A 19,673-nucleotide genomic window follows, 5' to 3' on the forward strand; every position below is an offset into this window, starting at 1 on the left:
GTCAACGTCCTGTGGGCTCTGATCCGTGACCGACGGTGTTACGAAGTGACACCCCCAGCGACTACGGCAGCTTGACAACAGCATTAGGAAGCGACGCGGCTGCGCCATCAGGCGGAGCTGTCCTCCGGGCGCCGCTGCGGGGCGTACGGGCCCAGGTAGTCGGCCCCGCTGCCCTGGCCGTGGGGCGCGGCCGCCGGGACAGGCTGCGGCTGACGCAGCGCGCGGCGGGGGGCGATCTTGTTGCGCAGCCTGATGGTCCAGGTGGCCAGCAGGGCGAGCACGATCAGGACCAGCACGGTGTTCTGCACCCAGTCGGGCAGGAACCACAGCAGGCTCTCGAAGATCTGGCTCTTGCCGGACGCCAGCGGCTGACCTGTGGACATCGAACGCGTTCCCCTCCCGGTCCCGCCCCCTGCGGAACCGGAAGGATCTTAGCGGGCGTCGAGCGCGTGTTCGCCCGCTTTTCGCATGGCGTCCAGCGGGGCCGGGGTGCGCCGCGTCATCTGCTCGACCTGGAGCACCGCCTGGTGCACCAGCAGGTCGAGCCCGCTGACGACGGCCCCGCCGAACATGGACCAGCGGGCCGCGAGCGCGGTGGGCCAGGGGTCGTAGAGCACGTCGAACAGCGTGGCGGGGCGCTCCGGTACGGCGGAGGCGAGCTCGTCGGTCGTACCGGCCGGAGTGGTCGCGACGACCAGGGGCGCGCGCAGCGCCTCGGCGGCGTCCGCCCAGTCCGCCGTCCGCACCTCGACGTCGAGCCGTTCGCCCCACTGCCGCATCTCCGCGGCGCGGGCAGGGCTGCGGACGTAGGCCACGACCTCGCCGGTGCAGATGCGGGCGAGCGCGGCCAGCGCGGAGGAGGCGGTGGCGCCGGCGCCCAGGATCGCGGCCGAGTCGACCTGCTCGATGCCGCGTTCGCGCAGGGCGGCGACCATGCCGGGGATGTCGGTGTTGTCGCCGGTGCGGCGGCCGTCCTCGGTGAACACGACGGTGTTGACCGCCTCGACCGAGCGGGCCGTCTCGCTGATCTCGTCGAGCAGCGGGATGACCGCCCGCTTCAGCGGCATGGTCAGCGACAGTCCGGCCCACTCGGGGCCGAGCTCGGCGAAGAACCCGGGCAGCGCCGCCTCGTCCACCTCGTACCGGTCGTACGTCCAGCCGGTGAGCCCCAGCTGCTCGTAGGCGGCGCGGTGCAGCACCGGCGAGAGGGAGTGGGCGATGGGCGAACCGAGCACGGCGGCCCGGCGGGCGTCTGTGCCCTGACCTGTCATTGCACCTGTCCTTGAGCCGTCAGTCGTTGTTCCGCGACGCGTTGAACTGCTCGACCAGCTTCTCGTGCTCGGCGAGCGTCTTGGTGAACTTGCTGGTCTTGCCGTCCAGCGAGATGAAGTAGTACCAGCCGTCGTCCGTCGGGTTCAGCGCGCCCTTCAGCGCCTCTTCGCCCGGGTTGTCGATCGGGCCGGGCGGCAGTCCCTTGACGAAGTAGGTGTTGTACGGGTTGTCGAACTCCCGCAGCTCGGCGATCGTCAGGTCGATCTTGCTCTGGTTCTTGATGTAGTTGTACGTGGAGTCGAACTCCAGCGAGCCGTAGGTCTCGGGGTTGCCGGGCTCGAGGCGGTTGTAGACCACCTCGGCCATCTTGCGGAAGTCGTCGTGGCTGGTGCCCTCGGCCTGCGCCAGGCTCGCCACGGTGAGCAGCTGCCAGGGGCTTTCCAGGCCCAGGTCGGCGGCCTTCTTCTCCAGGCCGAGCTCCTCGTACTTCTCCGTGGCCCGGGCGACCATCCGCTTGAGGACGGCCTCGGGCTTCTGGCCCTTGGCCACCGGGTAGCTGGACGGGTAGAGGAAGCCCTCCAGCGGGTCCTTGACGTCCTTGTGGCCCGTCGCCCACTCGGGAAGGCCGAGGCTGTCCGCCTTCTCCTCGGCGATCTCCGCCGTGGTGCCCTTGTCGAGTTCGAGGCGCGCGTCGATCAGCTTGTAGACCGCGACATTGCGGGTGCCCTCGGGGATGATCAGGTTGTTCTGGCTCTTCGGGCTGAGCATGAGGTCGACCGCGCTGCTGGCCGACATCTCCTTCTGCAGCGTGTAGACACCGGCCTGGATCGTGTTGCCCTTGGGGTTCTGCTGCTGGGCGGCGACGAACGCGTCGACGCTCTTGACCACGCCCTTCGACTTCAGCTCCTGGCCGATGGAATAGCCGCCGGCGCCCTCGGGGATCTCGACGGTCACCTGCTCGCCGTTGCCGCTGCCCGCATAGTCCGGGGCGTCGCCGAAACGATCCTGGTAGAACTGATAGCCGAAATATCCGACGCCGCCGATGCCTCCGCCGAACACCAGCAGGACGACCAGACAGGCGCATCCGCTACGGCGTTTCTTGCCGCCTTTGCCGCCCCGGCCCCGCCGGTCGCCTCGGCCGCGGCGGCTCCCCAGGTCGTCGACGTCGTCGTCATCGTCGCCGCCCGCGAAGAAGGCGTGCTCGCCCTGGTCGGGACCCGGGTCCCAGTCGGTGCGCGGCTCCGGCTCGGCCTGTCGTCGGCTCGGCGGCTCCGGCGGCGGGTACGCCTCGGGAGTGCCGTAGAAGTCCGGCTGCTGTTCGCCGTAGGCGGCGTTCTGCTGGCCGTAGGGGTCGGCGGGATCGGTGTACTGGACCTGCCCGTGCGTGCCGGTGCCCCAGCCGCTGTTGTCGTACCCTTGCTGGCCCTGGTCCTGGTACTGCTGCTGGTCGTACTGCTGCGGGTACTGCTGCTGCGCCTGACCGTATCCGCCCTGCTGGCCGGTGCCCCAGTCGCCGTACTGCTGCGGCTGCTGGGGTTCCTGCGGCTGCTGCTGCTCCGGATAGTGCTGCGGCTGGCCGCCGTAAGGGGACTGCTGGCCCGCCTGGGCCTGCTGTCCCTCCCATCCACCGTCCCCGTGGTACGGGTCCTCGGGATGCCACGGTTCGGAGCCCTGGCCCCGGCCATACTCAGTCATCGATCCCCTAGAGCCGCGAGGCGGCGGTCGCGCGGGGTGGGGCCCGGCTTCCGTTCCGCCTCTCTTTGTGCGGCGGCTGTTCGAACACCGCCGCATCGCGCGGAACGTTACCGTATCGCGATCAGATGACCACTTCGACGCCCTCGCCGGGAGCTTTACCTGACACCCGTTCGGATTCCAGTGCCTGCTGGAGGATGATCACAGCCGCTGCCTGGTCAATGACCGATCTGCCCTTTTTCGACTTCACGCCCGAGGCGCGCAGTCCTTGACTGGCCGTCACCGTGGTCATCCGTTCGTCCACGAGCCGCACCGGAACCGGCGCGATCAGGCGCGCCAGTTCCTGGGTGAAGCCGCGGACCTTGACCGCGGCCGGGCCCTCGCCCCCCTTGAGGGAACGCGGGAGACCGACGACGACCTCGATCGGCTCATACTCCTCGACCAGTTGCCTCAGCCGCCGCTGGGCCGCGGGGACGTCCCGGCCGGGGACCGTCTCCACCGGGGTCGCGAGGATCCCGTCGGGGTCGCACGAGGCGACCCCGATCCGGGCGTCCCCGACGTCGATGGCGAGCCGACGTCCTCTGCGCATTACTTGGCCGTCTCCCCGACCAGGCGCTCCACGGCGTCCACGGCCTCGCCGACCGCGGCCGGGTGCTGGCCGCCGCCCTGGGCGACGTCCGGCTTGCCGCCACCGCCGCCGCCGAGCGTCTTGGCCGCCGTACGGACCAGGTCGCCGGCCTTCAGGCCGCGCTCGCGGGCGGCCTCGTTGGTGGCGATGACCGTCAGCGGCTTGCCGTTGACCACGCTGAACAGGGCGACTACGACGGCCCGGCCGCCCTGGATGCGGCCACGCACGTCGAGGACCAGCCTGCGCAGGTCGTCGGCGGTGGTGCCGTCCGGGACCTGGCCGGTGACCAGCGCGATGCCGCGGACGTCCTTGGCGGACTCGGCGAGACCGGCGGCGGCCTGGAGCACCTTCTCGGCGCGGAACTTCTCGATCTCCTTCTCGGCGTCCTTCAGCTTGCCGAGCATGGCGGAGACCTTCTCCGGAAGTTCCTCCGGGCGGCCCTTGATCAGCTCCTGGAGCTGGGCGACGACCGTGTGCTCACGGGCGAGGAAGTTGTAGGCGTCGACACCGACGAGAGCCTCGATACGGCGCACACCAGAGCCGATCGAGGACTCGCCGAGCAGCTTGACCAGGCCGAGCTGGGCGGTGTTGTGCACATGGGTGCCGCCGCACAGCTCCTTGGAGAAGTCGCCGATGGTCACCACCCGCACGCGCTCGCCGTACTTCTCGCCGAACTCGGCGATGGCGCCCTGCTTCTTGGCGTCGTCGATGCCCATGACCTCGGCCCGCACGTCCAGATCGCGGGCCAGCACCTCGTTGATCTTCTGCTCGACGTCGGTCATCACGGCCGTCGGAACGGCGGACGGCGAGCCGAAGTCGAAGCGGAAGCGGCCGGGCTGGTTCTCGGAACCGGCCTGGGCGGCCGTCGGGCCGAGGGCGTCACGCAGGGCCTGGTGGGTCAGGTGGGTGGCCGAGTGGGCGCGGGCGATGGCCGTCCGACGGCGGGCGTCGATGGCGGCCTCGGCCTTGGCGCCGACGGTGACCTCGCCGACCTGGACGACGCCCTTGTGGACGTACACACCCGGCACCGGCTTCTGGCAGTCGCGGATCTCGATCACGGCACCGGAGTCCACCTTGATGCGGCCGGTGTCACCGATCTGGCCGCCGCCCTCGGCGTAGAACGGGGTGCGGTCGAGGACGATCTCGACCTCGTCGCCCTCGGTGGCGGCCGGGGAGGAGACGCCGTCGACGAGGATGCCGACGATCGTCGACTCGCCCGCGGTGTCGGAGTAGCCGATGAACTCGGTCTCACCGGCCCGGTCGGCGATCTCGCGGTAGGCGCCCATGTCGGCGTGGCCGGTCTTCTTGGACTGGGCGTCGGCCTTGGCGCGCTCCCGCTGCTCCTTCATCAGGCGCCGGAAGCCGTCCTCGTCCACGGACAGCCCTTGCTCGGCGGCCATCTCCAGGGTGAGGTCGATCGGGAAGCCCCAGGTGTCGTGGAGCAGGAAGGCCTTGTCACCGGCGAGGACCGTGCCACCGGCCTGCTTGGTCTCGGTGACGGCGGTGTCGAGGATGTTGGTGCCGGCCTTCAGCGTCTTGAGGAAGGCGTTCTCCTCGGCGACGGCGACCTTCTCGATCCGCTCGCGGTCGGTGACCAGCTCCGGGTACTGCTGGCCCATCATCGCGATGACGGTGTCGGCCAGCTCCTTGACCACCGGACCGGTGGCGCCGAGCAGCCGCATGTTCCGGATGGCGCGGCGCATGATGCGGCGCAGGACGTAGCCGCGGCCCTCGTTGCCCGGGGTGACCCCGTCACCGATGAGCATCACGGCGGTGCGCATGTGGTCGGTGACCACGCGCAGCGAGACGTCCGAGCCGTGGGCGTCGCCGTAGGCCACGCCGGTCAGTTCGGTGGCCTTGTTGATGACGGCCATGGAGGTGTCGATCTCGTACATGTTCTGCACGCCCTGCAGAATCATGGCGAGCCGCTCCAGGCCGAGCCCGGTGTCGATGTTCTTGCTCGGCAGGTCGCCGAGGATCTCGAAGCTCTCCTTGCCGGTGCCCTCGCCCCGCTCGTACTGCATGAAGACGAGGTTCCAGATCTCCACGTACCGCTCGTCGTTGACGGCGGGACCGCCCTCGGCGCCGAACTCGGGGCCGCGGTCGTAGTTGATCTCGGAGCAGGGGCCGCAGGGGCCGGGGACGCCCATCGACCAGTAGTTGTCCTTCATGCCGAGGCGCTGGATGCGCTCCTTCGGCACCCCGACGACCTCGTGCCAGATGCGCTCGGCCTCGTCGTCGTCCTTGTAGACGGTGATCCAGAGCTTCTCCGGCTCCAGGCCGTAACCGCCCTTGTCCTGGGGGCTGGTGAGCAGCTCCCAGGCGAGCTTGATGGCGCCTTCCTTGAAGTAGTCGCCGAAGGAGAAGTTGCCGCACATCTGGAAGAACGTGCCGTGCCGGGTGGTCTTGCCGACCTCTTCGATGTCCGGCGTGCGCACGCACTTCTGCACGCTGGTGGCGCGGTCGAAGGGCGGCTTGACCTCACCCAGGAAGTAGGGCTTGAAGGGCACCATGCCGGCCGGGACGAGGAGCAGAGTCGGGTCGTCCGCGATGAGCGACGCCGAAGGGACGACGGTGTGCCCGCGCTCCTCGAAGAAGCTCAGCCAGCGGCGGCGGATCTCAGCCGACTCCATCAGTGGTCCTCATTCCGGTTGTACGTGTACGTCGTGTCGTCGATGACGTACGTCTTCGGCTCGGTGCGGTTCTCGATCGCGGCTTGCCGCCGCAGTGCGGGGAGTTCGGGGTCCGCGTCGATGCCCAACGCGTTCTCCAGCTCGGCCTCCCGCTGGGCCATGTTGTCGCGGACGTCGAGGGCGAAGCCCACCGCGCGGTCCTTGAGGCGGGTGCCCGCCTCGAGTGCCTTGTTGGCGGCCTGGGTGGCCAGGTGCTCCGGGGTCAGCTGCTTGATCTTGCGGTTGACCTTGGTGGTGGCCCACACACCGGCCGCGACACCTGTGGTGAACCAGAACGAACGGCGGAACATCGCTGGATCAGCCCTTCTTCCGCTTGTTCCGCCGTGCGGCCGGAACGGTACGGCCCACGATCACGGTACGTCGGGGTTCCTTGGCGGGCACGTCGTCCTTGCGGCCCGCGATCGCGCGGCGCACGCCGTAGCCGAAGGCCGCGACCTTGACCAGGGGGCCGCCGAAGGTGGAGGCCACCGTGCTGGACAGCGCGGAGGCGTTGGAGGTGACCTCCTGGACGTCGGAGGCGATCGCGTCGACCCGGTCGATCTGGGTCTGCGCCGAGCGCACCGCCGAGGAGGCGTCCGCCAGCAGCGGCACGGCCTGATCGGTCACGTCCGCGACCAGCTTGGTGGTCGCCCTGAGCGTCTGGGCCAGCCTCACCAGTGCCACGGCGAGGAAGGAGACCAGGATCGCCCAGAACACGGCCACCAGGATCCCGGCCACCTCTCCACCGGACACTGTTGCACCCGCTCCCTGAAACGTGTCTCACCATCGAAAAGTCGTGGGTCGAGCCTATCGCGCCGGGCGCGCGGCTCCGTACCGGATTACGGCCCGCGGGCGCGCGAGTTCGACGAAGCGATTGTACGGAGTGAATACGGTTCAGTACGCTCCGTATCCCATGCGAGATCGACAGCGTGAGGCCGCTCCGGTGGCCGGCAATCTCCCTTTGGAGCTCGACGCGTTCGTCGGGCGTACGGCCGAACTCGCGGGGCTTGCCGAGGCGCTCGGCGAGACGCGGCTGGTGACCGTGTGCGGAACGGGCGGGGTGGGCAAGTCACGGCTCGCGGCCCACGCGGCCGCCCGGTGCGCGCCGCCGGACGGGGTGTGGCGGGTGGAGCTGGCGCCGGTCAGCGATCCGGCGTTCGTCGACCACGCGGTGGTGGCGGCGCTGGGCCTCACCGACCACACCACCCGCCCGCCGCGCGAGACGCTCCTGTCCCATCTCGCCGGACGTCAACTCCTGCTGCTGCTCGACGGGTTCGAGCACCTGGTCGACGCCTGTGCCGAGCTGGTGACCGAGTTGCTGGGCCGGGCGCCGGGTCTGACGGTGCTCGCGGTGGGCCGCAGGCCGCTGTCGGTGCGGGGCGAGCGGCTGTTCCCGCTGGAGCCGCTGGCCGAGGACGAGGCCGTCGAGCTGTTCGCGGAGCGGGCCGCGCTGCACGGGGCGAAGGTGGCCACCGGCGATGACGACGTACGGGAGCTGTGCCGGCGCCTGGACGGGATCCCGCTGGCGGTGGAACTGGCGGCCGGGCGGCTGCGGGCGCTGTCGGCCGGGCAGTTGCTGGCCCGGCTCGACGACCGGTTCCGGCTGCTGACCCGGGACGGCGGGGAGGCGCTGTGGCGGCACCGGACGCTGCGCACGGCGATCGGCTGGAGCCATGAACTGTGCACGCCCGAGGAGCGGTTGTTGTGGGCGCGCCTGTCGGTGTTCGCGGGGAGCTTCGACCTGGAGTCCGTGGAGTACGTGTGCAGCGGGCACGGCCTGCACGCCGACGACGTCCTCGACGTGCTCTCGGAACTCCTCGCCCAGTCGGTGGTCTCCCGGGAGGAGACCGCGTCGGGCGTGCGCTACCGCATGCTGGACACCGTCCGGGCCTACGGGGCCGACTGGCTGGCGGCGACCGGTGACGCGGAGCGGCTGCGGCGCCGGCACCGCGACTGGTACCTGGGCCTGGCGACCTGGTGCGAGCTGGACTGGTTCTCGCCGCGCCAGGCGGAGGTCGCCGCGCGCGTGGGGGCGGAGCTGCCGAATCTGCGCAGCGCCCTGGAGCACTGCCTGTCCGAGCCCGACGAGGCGCATCTGGGCCAGCTCCTCGCGGGCTCGCTGTGGTTCTACTGGGTCGGCTGCGGACGTCTGTCGGAGGGCCGGCACTGGCTGGACCAGGCCGTCCGGCTGGACTCCGGCCATGAGCAGTCCCGGCTGAAGGCGCTGTGGGTGCTGGGTTACGTGGCGGTCCTCCAGGGCGACACGGGCGCCGCGCTCGCCGCGCTGCACGAGTGCGGTGAGGAGGCGCGGGCGTCGGCGAACCCCGTCGCGGCGGCCTACGCCGAGCACCGCATCGGCTGTGTCGCCCTGGTCACCGACGACATGGCCCGTGCTGAAACGCTGCTGCGCTCGGCGCTGGCCCGCTACCAGGAGATCGGCGAGCTCAACAGCAACGTCCTCATGGGCCAGGTGGAGCTCGCCATGGCCCGGGCCTTCCAGGACGATCCGGCCGAGGCGGTACGGCTGTGCGAGGACGTGCGCCGGGTGTGCGAGGACCACGGCGAGCGCTGGGCCCGCGGCTACGCCCTGTATGTACTGGCGTACGCCGCCTGGCGCGAGGGCGACCGGGCACGCGCGCGCGAGCTGCTGACCGACTGCCTGTCCGGCGCCCACTCCTTCCACGACCTGCTCGGCTCGGTGCTCACGGTGGAGCTGCTGGCCCTGGTCACGGCGGCCGACGGCGACGCGGCGGAGGCGGCGCTGCTGCAAGGGGCGGCGGAGCGGATGTGGCCGTCGGTGGGACTGCCGCTGTTCGGCTCGGCCTACTACAACGCCCCGCACGAGCTGTGCGAGGCCATGGCCCGGGAGCGACTGGGCGACGAGCGGTACGAGGAGTGCGTACGGGCGGGTGCGCTGCTCGACCGGGAGGCGGCGGTGGCCCGGGCGCTGCGCCTCGGGGGGCCGGCGGCCGGGGCGCCGGCGGGGCTGCCCGCGCCGCGCGGGCCCGTACGGCACTCGCCCGCCACCCCTGACATGCACGAACCCGCCGCCTCGCCCACCCGGAAGGGCGGCGAGACGGCGGGCTGACGCGCAGGTGGTGCTACGTCCGCTGACGGATCAACGGGCGTAGTACTCGACGACGAGCTGCTCGTCGCAGATCACCGGGATCTCCTTGCGGTTCGGCTCGCGGTCCAGGCGGAACGCCAGGGCCTTGAGGTTCACCTGGAGGTAGCGCGGGATCTCGCCGTCGGGGGCGAAGCCGCCCTCACGGGCGATCGAGAAGAGGGTCTTCTCGCGGCTGCGCTCGCGGACCATCACGACGTCGTCGGGACGGACGCGGAACGACGGCTTGTCGACCTTCTGGCCGTTGACCTCGATGTGGCCGTGAACGACCATCTGACGGGCCTGGTAGATGGTGCGGGCGATGCCCGAACGCAGCACCAGGGCGTCGAGACGACGCTCGAGCTCGATGATCAGGGCCTCACCGGTCTTGCCCTGAACCTTCGAGGCACGCTCGTAGGCGCGGACGAGCTGGCGCTCGGACACGTCGTACTGCGCGCGCAGACGCTGCTTCTCCAGCAGACGGACCTTGTAGTCCGAGTTCTGCTTGCGGCCGCGGCCGTGCTCGCCCGGCGGGTAGGGACGGGCCTCGAAGTACTTGACGGCCTTCGGGGTCAGCGCGATGCCGAGGGCACGCGACTTCTTGACCTTGGGGCGGGGCTGATTCGCCACTTGTTTCTCATTTCCTGGTGTTCGGCTTGTCAGGGTTGAGGGAGGTCGCATCCGCAGCCGGGGAGACCCTGCACGTCCGGTCGGTCGGACCTGCTGGGCAGCCGCTCCCTGATCTGGGCACATACGTGCAGCACGCGAGTGGCCCACCGACCGGTCCCGTCCTGCGACGAGTGGTGGTGGGCTGCCCGCGACACCGTTCGACGGTGCGCGACGCTCCTGGAGCCGGTTCCTGGGAACCGGGTCTCCGGCTGACCGTCCCGTTCTGACTGCACGGGACACAGCACTTCGAGGGAGTCTACAGGTTGCTCAGGACCGCTTGCGACCGAGGCGCTTCCTGGTCCACTCCACCGCGTCCGCGTACCGGGCCTCCGTGCCGTGCCGGGTGGGGGTGTAGTACTCGCGGTCCTTGAGGGCGTCCGGGGCGTACTGCTGCTCGGCGATGCCCTCGGCCAGGTCGTGCGGGTACACATACCCCTGCGCGTGGCCGAGCTTGGCGGCGCCCTTGTAGTGCCCGTCGCGCAGATGCGCCGGCACCGGCCCGGCATGTCCCTTGCGGACGTCCTCCATGGCTGCGCCGATGGCGGTCGTCGCGGCGTTGGACTTGGGCGCCAGGGCGAGGGCGATGGTGGCGTGGCTGAGGGTGAGGGCGGCCTCCGGGAAGCCGATCATGGCGACGGCCTGGGCCGCGGCGACCGCGAGGGGCAGGGCCTGCGGGTCGGCGAGCCCGATGTCCTCGCTGGCCGAGATCATCAGCCGACGGGCGATGAAGCGGGGGTCCTCGCCGGCCTCGATCATCCGGGCCAGGTAGTGCAGGGCCGCGTCGACGTCGGAGCCGCGGATGGACTTGATGAGGGCGCTGGCGACGTCGTAGTGCTGGTCGCCGTCGCGGTCGTACGTCACCGCCGCCCGGTCGACGGTCTGCTCCAGCGTCCGGAGGCTGATCTCGCTCTCGCCCTGGTCCAGGGCGGCCCCCGCGGCGGCCTCCAGGGCGGTCAGGGCGCGCCGGGCGTCGCCGCCGGCGATCCGAAGCAGGTGCTCCTCGGTGTCCTCCGGGAGGCCGAGGGCGTCCCCGAGGCCGCGCTCGTCGCTCAGCGCCCGCCTCAGCAGACCTCTGACGTCGTCGTCGGTGAGGGATTCGAGGGTGAGCAGCAGGGAGCGGGACAGCAGGGGCGAGATGACGGAGAAGTACGGGTTCTCCGTGGTCGCCGCGATCAGCGTCACCCAGCGGTTCTCCACCGCGGGCAGGAGGGAGTCCTGCTGGGCCTTGCTGAAGCGGTGGATCTCGTCGAGGAAGAGGACGGTCTCCTTGCCGTAGCCGCCGGTGGCGCGGCGGGCGCCCTCGATGACCGCGCGGACCTCCTTGACCCCGGCGGTGATCGCGGACAGCTCCACGAACCGCTTGTTGGTGGCCTTGGAGACGACGTAGGCGAGGGTCGTCTTGCCGGTGCCGGGCGGGCCCCACAGGATCACCGAGGAAGGGCCGGCCGGGCCGCCGCCGGACTCCCCCACCAGTCTGCGCAGCGGTGAGCCCGGCTTCAGCAGGTGCTGCTGGCCCACCACCTCGTCGAGGGTGCGCGGGCGCATCCGGACGGCCAGGGGGCTGGCGGCCGGGTCCTTCTCCTGGCGTTCTTCGGCTGCGGCGGTGAACAGGTCGGGCTCCACCCTGAAACCCTACCGGGGGTCTGGGGGTGTCCCCCAGAATGCACAGCACCGCACTGACAATGCCCCCGGCGCCGTCAGCTGGTCCAGAAGTCCCACCAGCGGGTCATGATCAGGATGCCGATGACGCCGATGTGCAGCACCGGCAGCACCCAGGTGAACTCGCCGAAGAAGGCCTTCAGCCGGCGGGGGCCGGGCATGAAGCCGTTGCGCACGTTGAACGAGGTGACGTACCAGAACATGATGATCGTCGCGACCCACGCCAGCGAGCACCACAGGCACAGGGCGCCGATGCGGTACAGCGACTGGAACTGCAGCCAGGTGCAGAAGCCGACGCCGAACAGGGTGCCGGCGTTGAAGGTGAGCCAGTACCAGCGCGGGAAGCGGGCGCGGGCGAGCAGGCTGATGCCGACGCAGACGACGATGCCGTAGGCGACGAGGCCGAGCATCGGGTTGGGGAAGCCGAAGACCGAGGCCTGGTCGCTCTCCATGACGCTGCCGCAGGAGACGACGGGGTTCAGGCTGCACCCGGGGACGAAGGTCTTCCCCTCGGCCTTGGCCTCCAGCAGCTTGAACTTGTCGAGCGTGATGACCCACGCGGCGAGCAGCCCGGCCGCGCCGGTGATCACCAGCATCAGCGCGAAGGCCGTGCTGCCGCCCGCCGTGCGCGGCGCCTCGACGGTGCGCTCGGGCTCGGTGGAGACGTCTTGGAGGGTCGTCTTGCTCATCACGCCGATTCCGTCACTTGAGAGGGGGACCTGCTCCGGGCAGGGGTCATTGTGCCGCAAACGGACCCGTCCCCACCGTTCACTGGAGATAAGGAACCCTCGCGAGGGACGAGGAGCGTTCGGTTCACGACAACGGGGGCCTCGCGTTCCCGCGAAGCCCCCGTGACCGTGACCGTGCGGCCCTCAGCCCAGCCGGGCCTCCAGCTCGGCGACGATCTCGTTGACGCCGATCGCCGTCTGCTCGCCGGACTCCATGTCCTTGAGCTGGACGACGCCCTCGGCGAGGTCGCGTTCGCCGGCGACGACCGTGTAGCGGGCGCCGCTGCGATTGGCGTTCTTCATGGCGCCCTTGAGGCCCTTGGCGCCGTAGCAGAAGTCCGCCGCGACGCCCTGCTTGCGCAGCTCGCCCACCTTGGCGAACAGCACCCGGCGGGCCTCCTCGCCGAGCGGGACCGCGAACACGCTGGTGGTGGAGGGCAGTTCGAGCTCGACGCCCTCCGCCTCCAGCGCGAGGACCGTGCGGTCGACGCCGAGGGCCCAGCCGACGGACGGCAGCGCGGGGCCGCCGATCATCTCGGACAGGCCGTCGTAGCGGCCGCCGCCGCCCACCGCGGACTGGGAGCCCAGACCGTCGTGGACGAACTCGAAGGTCGTCCGGGTGTAGTAGTCCAGGCCGCGCACCAGCTTGGGGTCGTCCTCGAAGCCGACGCCCGCGGCCGTGATCAGCTCGCGGACCTCCTCGTGGTACGCCTTGCACGCGTCGCAGAGGTAGTCGCGCAGCAGTGGCGCGTCCCCGAGCTGCTTCTGGACCGCCTCGCGCTTGTCGTCGAGGACGCGCAGCGGGTTGATGTCCGCCCGGCGCAGGGTCTCCTCGTCGAGGTCGAGGCCGCGCAGGAACTCCTGGAGCGCGGCGCGGTAGACCGGACGGCACTCCTTGTCGCCCAGGCTGTTGAGCAGGATGCGGAAGTCGCGCAGGCCCAGGGAGCGGTACGCCTGGTCGGCCAGGATGATCAGCTCGGCGTCCAGCGCCGGGTCCTCCGCGCCGATCGCCTCGGCGCCGACCTGCGAGAAGTGGCGGTAGCGGCCCTTCTGGGGGCGCTCGTAGCGGTAGTAGGAGCCGGAGTACCAGAGCTTGACCGGGAGGTTGCCCGCCTTGTGCAGGTTGGCCTCCAGCGCGGCGCGCAGCACGGACGCGGTGCCCTCGGGGCGCAGGGCCAGCCGGTCGCCGCCCTTGGTCTCGAAGGCGTACATCTCCTTGGTCACGATGTCGGTGGACTCCCCGACTCCGCGCGCGAACAGCTCGACGTTCTCGAAGCCGGGCGTCTCGATGTAGCCGTAGCCGGAGTTGCGCAGCGGGGCGGCGATGGCCTCGCGGACGGCCAGGAACTTGGCGCTGTCCGGCGGGATCAGGTCGTAGGTGCCCTTGGGGGCCTTGAAGGTGCTCACGGGAGGTCTCTCGTCACATTCCTCGTCGGGGAGCCTGCGGGGCTGCTCCGCGATCCTGGCGGCCTGCGGCCACCTGCCGCAGATACGGGTTGGTGGCACGCTCGTGGCCGATGGTCGTCTGGGGGCCGTGGCCGGACAGCACCACGGTCGAGTCGTCGAGCGGCAGGCACACACGGGCCAGCGAGTCGAGGATCTCGGCCATGTCACCGCCGGGCAGATCGGTGCGTCCGATGGAGCCGGCGAACAGCAGGTCGCCCGAGAAGAAGACCGGCGGGATGTCCGCCGCCTCGGGCATCCTGAAGGTCACCGACCCCTTGGTATGGCCCGGCGCATGGGCGACGGACAGCTCCAGGCCCGCCAGCTCCAGCTTCGCGCCGTCGGCCAGCTCCTTGACGTCGTCCGGCTCGCCGATCGTCAGGTCGCCCAGCAACGGCATCCCGATGGAACGGCCGAGCGCCCGCTCGGGGTCGCTCATCATGTACCGGTCCTCGGGGTGGATCCAGGCCGGTACGTCGTGCGCGCCGCACACCGGGACGACCGAGGCCACATGGTCGAGGTGGCCATGGGTGAGGACGACGGCGACGGGCTTGAGCCGATGCTTCTTCAGTGCTTCCTCGACTCCGGGGGCCGCCTGGTGGCCCGGGTCGATGATCACGCACTCCTCACCGGCGGCGGGGGCGACGAGATAGCAGTTCGTCCCCCAGGCCCCGGCGGGGAACCCGGCAATGAGCACGATCGTCCTTCGTTGTGTCGGTTCGGGTGACAAGTCGGTGGGCTGCGCCTGAGGTCAGAGCCTACCGGCGCTGCCGATTCCGCAGCGAACCCATATACGGTACGGGGCACACGCAGACGGTCGGCCCACCGGACGCACTCGCACCGGTCGACGCATTCAGACGCTTGAGGAGACAACCCCGTGGTCAGCCAGGAACAGCGGCGGCGTCAGCTCGCCCGGGAGAAGTTCTTGCGGCAGCAGCAGCGGCGCACGGACGCGCGGCGCAAGTCACGCACGCGCAACGCGGTCATCGCGTCCGCGCTCGGCGTCGTACTCATCGGCAGCCTCGGGCTGTATACGGCCGGCGCCTTCGACGGGGACGACGGCAAGTCGAACGCGAGCGCGGAGGCCACCCCGAGCGCGGCGCCGACCAGCAAGGTCCCGGACCCGTGCAAGAAGCCGGCCGCGGGCAAGGTCGAGACCATGAGCTGGAAGAAGGAACCGGCCATGACCATCGACAAGTCCGCGGACTACACGATGAAGCTGGACACGACCTGCGGTGAGATCGACATAGCGCTCAAGGCGTCGGCCGCCCCGCACACCGTCAACTCGTTCAACTTCCTCGCCGGCAAGGGCTACTTCGACCACACCAAGTGCCACCGGCTGGTCGACAGCGGGATCTACGTGCTCCAGTGCGGCGACCCCACGGGCACCGGCACCGGCGGTCCCGGCTACACGATCCCGGACGAGAACCTCAAGGACAAGAGCCTCAAGGGCGACACCTACCCGGCGGGAACGGTCGCGATGGCGAACCAGTTCAACGCCCAGACCGGGGAGGGCAAGGACTCCGGCGGCAGCCAGTTCTTCCTCGTCTACCAGGACAGTCCGCTGCCGCCCAACTACACCCCGTTCGGCACGGTGTCCGAGGCGGGGATGAAGATTCTCAAGAAGCTGGCGGCCGCCGGAGCGCAGGCCGCGGACCCCACGACGGGCAACACCGCACCCAACGCGACCGTGGTGATCAACAAGGCAACTGTCACCAAATCCTGACCCCTCAACTGCGAAATTTCGGTCGCGCGGGATGCGGACAGGCAACCCGCCGGTCGCCTATGTTGGCCGTGACGAAACTGTGGACGATGCCCGGGGGCGCTGAAGCCCCGAGCAGGCATCATGTGGAGGAGGCGCTGTGAGCAGCGACCCGTGGGGCCGCGTCGACGAGACGGGGACCGTGTACGTGCGTACGGCCGACGGCGAGCAGGTCGTCGGTTCCTGGCAGGCCGGCTCCCCTGAGGAGGCGCTGGCCTACTTCGAGCGCAAGTACGAGGGCCTGGTTGTCGAGATCGGCCTCCTCGAGAAGCGAGTGAAGACCACCGACCTGTCCGCGAAGGACGCCCAGGTGGCGATCGACCACATTCGCCAGCAGGTCGACGCGCACCACGCGGTCGGTGACCTGGACGCGCTGCGGCAGCGTCTGGACAAGCTCGTGGAGACCGTCGAGAAGCGGCGCGAGGAGCGCAAGCAGCAGCGCGCGAAGCAGTCCGACGAGGCGCGGCACGCCAAGGAGGCGCTGGTCGCCGAGGCGGAGGAGCTGGCGCAGTCCGACCAGTGGCGGTCGGCCGGCGAGCGGCTGCGGTCGCTGGTGGACACCTGGAAGGGGCTGCCGCGGCTCGACCGCAAGTCGGACGACGAGCTGTGGCACCGCTTCTCGCACGCGCGCTCGGCGTTCTCCAAGCGCCGCAAGGCCCACTTCGCGGCGCTGGACGCGCAGCGCGAGGAGGCCCGCAGGACCAAGGAGCGTCTGGTCGTCGAGGCCGAGTCGCTGTCCGGGTCGACGGACTGGGGTCCGACGGCGGCCCGATACCGCGAGCTGATGACGGAGTGGAAGGCCGCGGGCCGTGCCCAGCGCGAGCACGAGGACGACCTGTGGAACCGCTTCCGCGGCGCCCAGGACGTGTTCTTCGCGGCGCGCAGCTCGGTCTTCGCCGAGCGCGACGCCGAGCAGTCCGAGAACCTGAAGCTGAAGGAGGAGTTGGCCCACGAGGCCGAGAAGATCCTCCCGGTGACGGACCTCAAGGCCGCACGTGCCGCGTTCCGCCAGATCAACGAGCGCTGGGAGGCCATCGGCCATGTGCCGCGGGACGCCCGGCCGAAGGTCGAGGGCCGGATGCACGCCGTCGAGCGGGCCATCCAGGCGGCCGAGGAGACCGAGTGGCGCCGGACCAACCCGGAGGCACGCGCGCGTGCCGAGGGCCTGACCGGCCAGCTCCAGGCCGCCGTGGACAAGCTGCGCGGCCAGATCGAGCAGGCGCGCGCCCAGGGCAACAACGCCAAGGCCGACAAGCTGGAGCGTGAGCTCGAGGGCCGCCAGGCGCTGCTCGACCAGGCCCTGAAGGGCCTTCAGGAGTTCGGCGGCTGACGACGACGGAGAACATGGGAAGGGGCTCCCCGCGGGGAGCCCCTTTCGTCATGTCCCGTCTCGTCATGTCCCGTCTCGTCATGTCCCGTCTCGTCATGTCCCGTCAGGAGGGCGAGGCCCTACGACCGGCTGCGCGCCGAGGTGACCCGGTAGACGTCGTAGACGCCCTCCACTCCCCGGACCGCCTTCAGGACGTGCCCGAGGTGCTTGGGGTCGCCCATCTCGAAGGTGAAGCGGGAGGTGGCGACGCGGTCGCGCGAGGTCTGCACGGCCGCCGACAGGATGTTGACGTGCTGGTCGGACAGGACGCGGGTGACGTCCGACAGCAGCCGCGAGCGGTCCAGGGCCTCGACCTGGATGGCGACCAGGAAGACCGAGGACTGGGTGGGCGCCCACTCGACGTCGAGGATGCGCTCGGGCTCGCGGGACAGTGAATCCACGTTCACGCAGTCGCTGCGGTGAACCGATACACCACTGCCCCGGGTCACGAAGCCGATGATCGGGTCGCCGGGGACGGGCGTGCAGCAGCGGGCGAGCTTGACCCAGACGTCGTCGACGCCCTTCACCACCACACCGGGGTCCTGGCTGCTGCGCCGCTTGCGGCTGCGCCCGCGCGCGGGCGGCACCGACTCGTCGATCTCCTCGGAGGCCGCCTCCTCGCCGCCGAGCGCCTGCACCAGCTTCTGTACGACGTTCTGCGCGGCCACATGGCCTTCGCCGATCGCCGCGTACAGCGAGGAGATGTCGGGGTAGCGCATCTCGTGCGCCAGCGTGACGAGGGAGTCGCCGGTGAGGATGCGCTGGATCGGCAGGTTCTGCTTGCGCATCGCGCGGGCGATGGCGTCCTTGCCCTGCTCGATCGCCTCGTCGCGGCGCTCCTTGGAGAACCACGCCCGGATCTTGTTGCGGGCGCGCGGTGACTTGACGAAGCCGAGCCAGTCGCGGGACGGGCCCGCACCGGCGGCCTTGGAGGTGAAGACCTCCACCAAGTCGCCGTTGTCCAGGGTGGATTCGAGAGGGACGAGACGGCCGTTGACCCGGGCGCCTATGGTGCGGTGGCCGACCTCGGTGTGGACGGCGTAGGCGAAGTCGACCGGGGTGGCGCCCGCGGGGAGCGCTATGACGTCGCCCTTGGGGGTGAAGACGAAGACCTCGTTGCGGGACAGGTCGAAGCGCAGGGACTCCAGGAACTCGCCCGGGTCCTCGGTCTCCTTCTGCCAGTCCAGCAACTGGCGCAGCCACGCCATGTCGTTGAGGTGGTCGTCCTTGCCCTTGGCGACCCTGGGCACATCGGTGCGCACCTTGGAGGCGCCGGCGACGGCCTCCTGCTTGTACTTCCAGTGCGCGGCGATGCCGTACTCGGCACGGCGGTGCATGTCGAAGGTGCGGATCTGGAGTTCGACCGGCTTGCCGTTGGGGCCGATGACCGTCGTGTGCAGCGACTGGTACATGTTGAACTTGGGCATCGCGATGTAGTCCTTGAACCGCCCCGGAACCGGGTTCCAGCGGGCGTGGACGGTGCCCAGCGCGGCGTAGCAGTCGCGGACGGTGTCCACCAGGACGCGGATGCCCACCAAGTCGTAGATCTCCGCGAAGTCACGGCCGCGGACGATCATCTTCTGGTAGACGCTGTAGTAGTGCTTCGGGCGGCCGGTGACGGTGGCCTTGATGCGGGCCGCGCGCAGGTCCTGCTGGACCTCGTCGGTCACTATGGCCAGGTATTCGTCACGCTTCGGTGCCCGCTCGGCCACCAGCCGGACGATCTCGTCGTACATCTTGGGGTAGAGGATCGCGAAGGCGAGGTCCTCCAGTTCCCACTTGATGGTGTTCATGCCCAGGCGGTGGGCGAGCGGCGCGTAGATCTCCAGGGTCTCGCGCGCCTTCTTCTCCTGCTTCTCTCGCTTGAGGTAGCGCATGGTGCGCATGTTGTGCAGCCGGTCGGCGAGCTTGATGACCAGGACGCGCGGGTCCTTGGCCATGGCGACGACCATCTTGCGGACGGTCTCGGCCTGCGCGGCCTCGCCGAACTTGACCTTGTCCAGCTTGGTGACGCCGTCGACGAGCAGGGCGACGGAGTCGCCGAAGTCCCGGCGGAGCTGGTCGAGGCCGTACTCGGTGTCCTCGACGGTGTCGTGCAGCAGGCCCGCCATCAGCGTGGCCGGATCCATGCCCAGCTCGGCCAGGATGGTGGTGACGGCGAGCGGGTGCGTGATGTACGGGTCGCCGCTCTTGCGCTTCTGGCCGCGGTGCCAGCGCTCGGCGACCTGGTAGGCCTTCTCGATCTGCCGGAGGGTGGCGGTCTCGATCTTCGGGTCGTTACTGCGCACTATCCGCAGCAGGGGCTCCAGCACCGGGTTGTACGGGTTGGAGCGCTGCACTCCGAGGCGGGCGAGACGGGCGCGGACGCGGTTGGAGGAGCCGGTGCGGGGCGGCTGGCCGGTGTTGGGGCGGACCACGGGGGCGGCCGGGCGCTCGGCGGGGACCGGCTTGGGGCGCGACTCGTCGGCCGACTTGTCGACGGGCGCGGACTGGGCGTGCTCGACCGGCCCGCGGGCGTCGTTCTTCGCGTTCGACGTCTTCGGCGCGGGCTTGTCCGCGGGGCCCGAGGCGGAGTCGGGCTTGGCGGCGGTCAGGTGCTGGGCCTCGTCTGGCAAGAGGGCTCCTCGTGCGCGATCCGGGTCCCCCGGTCAGGCTCCGGATACCCCATGGTAGCGA

Annotated in this window: 16 protein-coding genes; 3 read left to right on the forward strand and 13 right to left on the reverse strand. The window is 70.2% G+C overall.

Annotated features, from left to right (window positions below):
* Positions 1-107 precede the first annotated feature (107 nt).
* From ACFYW5_RS24570 to ACFYW5_RS24600, 7 genes are all read right to left on the reverse strand, one after another.
* Positions 108-383: a hypothetical protein gene (locus ACFYW5_RS24570; protein WP_389419228.1), complete on the reverse strand. Its 276-nt coding sequence runs from the start codon at positions 381-383 to the stop codon at positions 108-110.
* Positions 384-431: 48 nt separating this feature from the next.
* Positions 432-1,271, reverse strand: a complete 840-nt coding sequence (locus ACFYW5_RS24575) for a shikimate dehydrogenase (RefSeq protein WP_389419229.1) — start codon at positions 1,269-1,271, stop codon at positions 432-434.
* Between the two features lie 19 nt (positions 1,272-1,290).
* Positions 1,291-2,967 (reverse strand): endolytic transglycosylase MltG, encoded by a 1,677-nt coding sequence (gene mltG / locus ACFYW5_RS24580; RefSeq protein WP_389419230.1) that lies wholly within the window; start codon positions 2,965-2,967, stop codon positions 1,291-1,293.
* A gap of 121 nt (positions 2,968-3,088) precedes the next feature.
* Positions 3,089-3,553 carry a Holliday junction resolvase RuvX gene (gene ruvX, locus ACFYW5_RS24585; protein ID WP_389419231.1) on the reverse strand — a complete coding sequence of 155 codons (465 nt, stop codon included), beginning with the start codon at positions 3,551-3,553 and terminating at the stop codon, positions 3,089-3,091.
* Positions 3,553-6,225 carry an alanine--tRNA ligase gene (gene alaS / locus ACFYW5_RS24590; RefSeq protein ID WP_389419232.1) on the reverse strand — a complete coding sequence of 891 codons (2,673 nt, stop codon included), beginning with the start codon at positions 6,223-6,225 and terminating at the stop codon, positions 3,553-3,555. The genes ruvX and alaS overlap by 1 nt, the downstream gene beginning before the upstream one ends.
* Entirely contained in the window at positions 6,225-6,575 is a 351-nt protein-coding gene (locus ACFYW5_RS24595; protein WP_389419233.1) for a hypothetical protein, read from the reverse strand. The genes alaS and ACFYW5_RS24595 overlap by 1 nt, the downstream gene beginning before the upstream one ends.
* A gap of 7 nt (positions 6,576-6,582) precedes the next feature.
* Positions 6,583-7,017, reverse strand: a complete 435-nt coding sequence (locus tag ACFYW5_RS24600) for a DUF948 domain-containing protein (RefSeq protein WP_389419234.1) — start codon at positions 7,015-7,017, stop codon at positions 6,583-6,585.
* Positions 7,018-7,177: 160 nt separating this feature from the next.
* On the opposite strand from ACFYW5_RS24600, the gene ACFYW5_RS24605 reads away from it, so the two are divergent.
* A complete protein-coding gene (locus tag ACFYW5_RS24605) occupies positions 7,178-9,352 on the forward strand; it encodes an ATP-binding protein (RefSeq protein WP_389419235.1) in 2,175 nt (724 codons plus the stop codon).
* Between the two features lie 30 nt (positions 9,353-9,382).
* Here ACFYW5_RS24605 and rpsD read toward each other — a convergent pair whose 3' ends face one another.
* From rpsD to ACFYW5_RS24630, 5 genes are all read right to left on the reverse strand, one after another.
* Positions 9,383-9,997, reverse strand: coding sequence for a 30S ribosomal protein S4 (gene rpsD / locus ACFYW5_RS24610; RefSeq protein ID WP_389419236.1), 615 nt, complete (start codon positions 9,995-9,997; stop codon positions 9,383-9,385).
* A gap of 306 nt (positions 9,998-10,303) precedes the next feature.
* Positions 10,304-11,659, reverse strand: a complete 1,356-nt coding sequence (locus tag ACFYW5_RS24615) for a replication-associated recombination protein A (RefSeq protein WP_389419237.1) — start codon at positions 11,657-11,659, stop codon at positions 10,304-10,306.
* Positions 11,660-11,733: 74 nt separating this feature from the next.
* On the reverse strand, positions 11,734-12,384 hold the full coding sequence (locus ACFYW5_RS24620) for a vitamin K epoxide reductase family protein (protein WP_389419238.1): 651 nt from the start codon (positions 12,382-12,384) through the stop codon (positions 11,734-11,736).
* A gap of 183 nt (positions 12,385-12,567) precedes the next feature.
* Entirely contained in the window at positions 12,568-13,830 is a 1,263-nt protein-coding gene (hisS, locus tag ACFYW5_RS24625) for a histidine--tRNA ligase (protein WP_389419239.1), read from the reverse strand.
* Between the two features lie 13 nt (positions 13,831-13,843).
* Positions 13,844-14,563 carry an MBL fold metallo-hydrolase gene (locus ACFYW5_RS24630; RefSeq protein WP_389419240.1) on the reverse strand — a complete coding sequence of 240 codons (720 nt, stop codon included), beginning with the start codon at positions 14,561-14,563 and terminating at the stop codon, positions 13,844-13,846.
* A gap of 180 nt (positions 14,564-14,743) precedes the next feature.
* Between ACFYW5_RS24630 and ACFYW5_RS24635 the strand changes: the two genes are divergently transcribed.
* Positions 14,744-15,592 (forward strand): peptidylprolyl isomerase, encoded by an 849-nt coding sequence (locus tag ACFYW5_RS24635; protein ID WP_389419241.1) that lies wholly within the window; start codon positions 14,744-14,746, stop codon positions 15,590-15,592.
* Between the two features lie 136 nt (positions 15,593-15,728).
* Positions 15,729-16,958 carry a DUF349 domain-containing protein gene (locus tag ACFYW5_RS24640; protein WP_389419242.1) on the forward strand — a complete coding sequence of 410 codons (1,230 nt, stop codon included), beginning with the start codon at positions 15,729-15,731 and terminating at the stop codon, positions 16,956-16,958.
* 119 nt (positions 16,959-17,077) lie between these two features.
* On the opposite strand, the gene ACFYW5_RS24645 is transcribed toward ACFYW5_RS24640, so the two are convergent.
* Positions 17,078-19,612, reverse strand: a complete 2,535-nt coding sequence (locus ACFYW5_RS24645; protein WP_389419243.1) for a RelA/SpoT family protein — start codon at positions 19,610-19,612, stop codon at positions 17,078-17,080.
* Positions 19,613-19,673: the final 61 nt, after the last annotated feature.

The organism is Streptomyces sp. NPDC002779 (genome assembly GCF_042888685.1).
Taxonomy (GTDB): Bacteria; Actinomycetota; Actinomycetes; order Streptomycetales; family Streptomycetaceae; genus Streptomyces.

What these genes read in the sequence shown, in the direction of transcription:
- ACFYW5_RS24605 (WP_389419235.1), top strand. Translation starts at nt 7,178, where the DNA reads ATGCGAGATCGACAGCGTGAGGCCGCTCCGGTGGCCGGCAATCTCCCT.
- ACFYW5_RS24620 (WP_389419238.1), bottom strand. Translation starts at nt 12,384, where the DNA reads ATGAGCAAGACGACCCTCCAAGACGTCTCCACCGAGCCCGAGCGCACC.
- alaS (WP_389419232.1), bottom strand. Translation starts at nt 6,225, where the DNA reads ATGGAGTCGGCTGAGATCCGCCGCCGCTGGCTGAGCTTCTTCGAGGAG.
- ruvX (WP_389419231.1), bottom strand. Translation starts at nt 3,553, where the DNA reads ATGCGCAGAGGACGTCGGCTCGCCATCGACGTCGGGGACGCCCGGATC.
- ACFYW5_RS24575 (WP_389419229.1), bottom strand. Translation starts at nt 1,271, where the DNA reads ATGACAGGTCAGGGCACAGACGCCCGCCGGGCCGCCGTGCTCGGTTCG.
- mltG (WP_389419230.1), bottom strand. Translation starts at nt 2,967, where the DNA reads ATGACTGAGTATGGCCGGGGCCAGGGCTCCGAACCGTGGCATCCCGAG.
- ACFYW5_RS24595 (WP_389419233.1), bottom strand. Translation starts at nt 6,575, where the DNA reads ATGTTCCGCCGTTCGTTCTGGTTCACCACAGGTGTCGCGGCCGGTGTG.
- ACFYW5_RS24570 (WP_389419228.1), bottom strand. Translation starts at nt 383, where the DNA reads ATGTCCACAGGTCAGCCGCTGGCGTCCGGCAAGAGCCAGATCTTCGAG.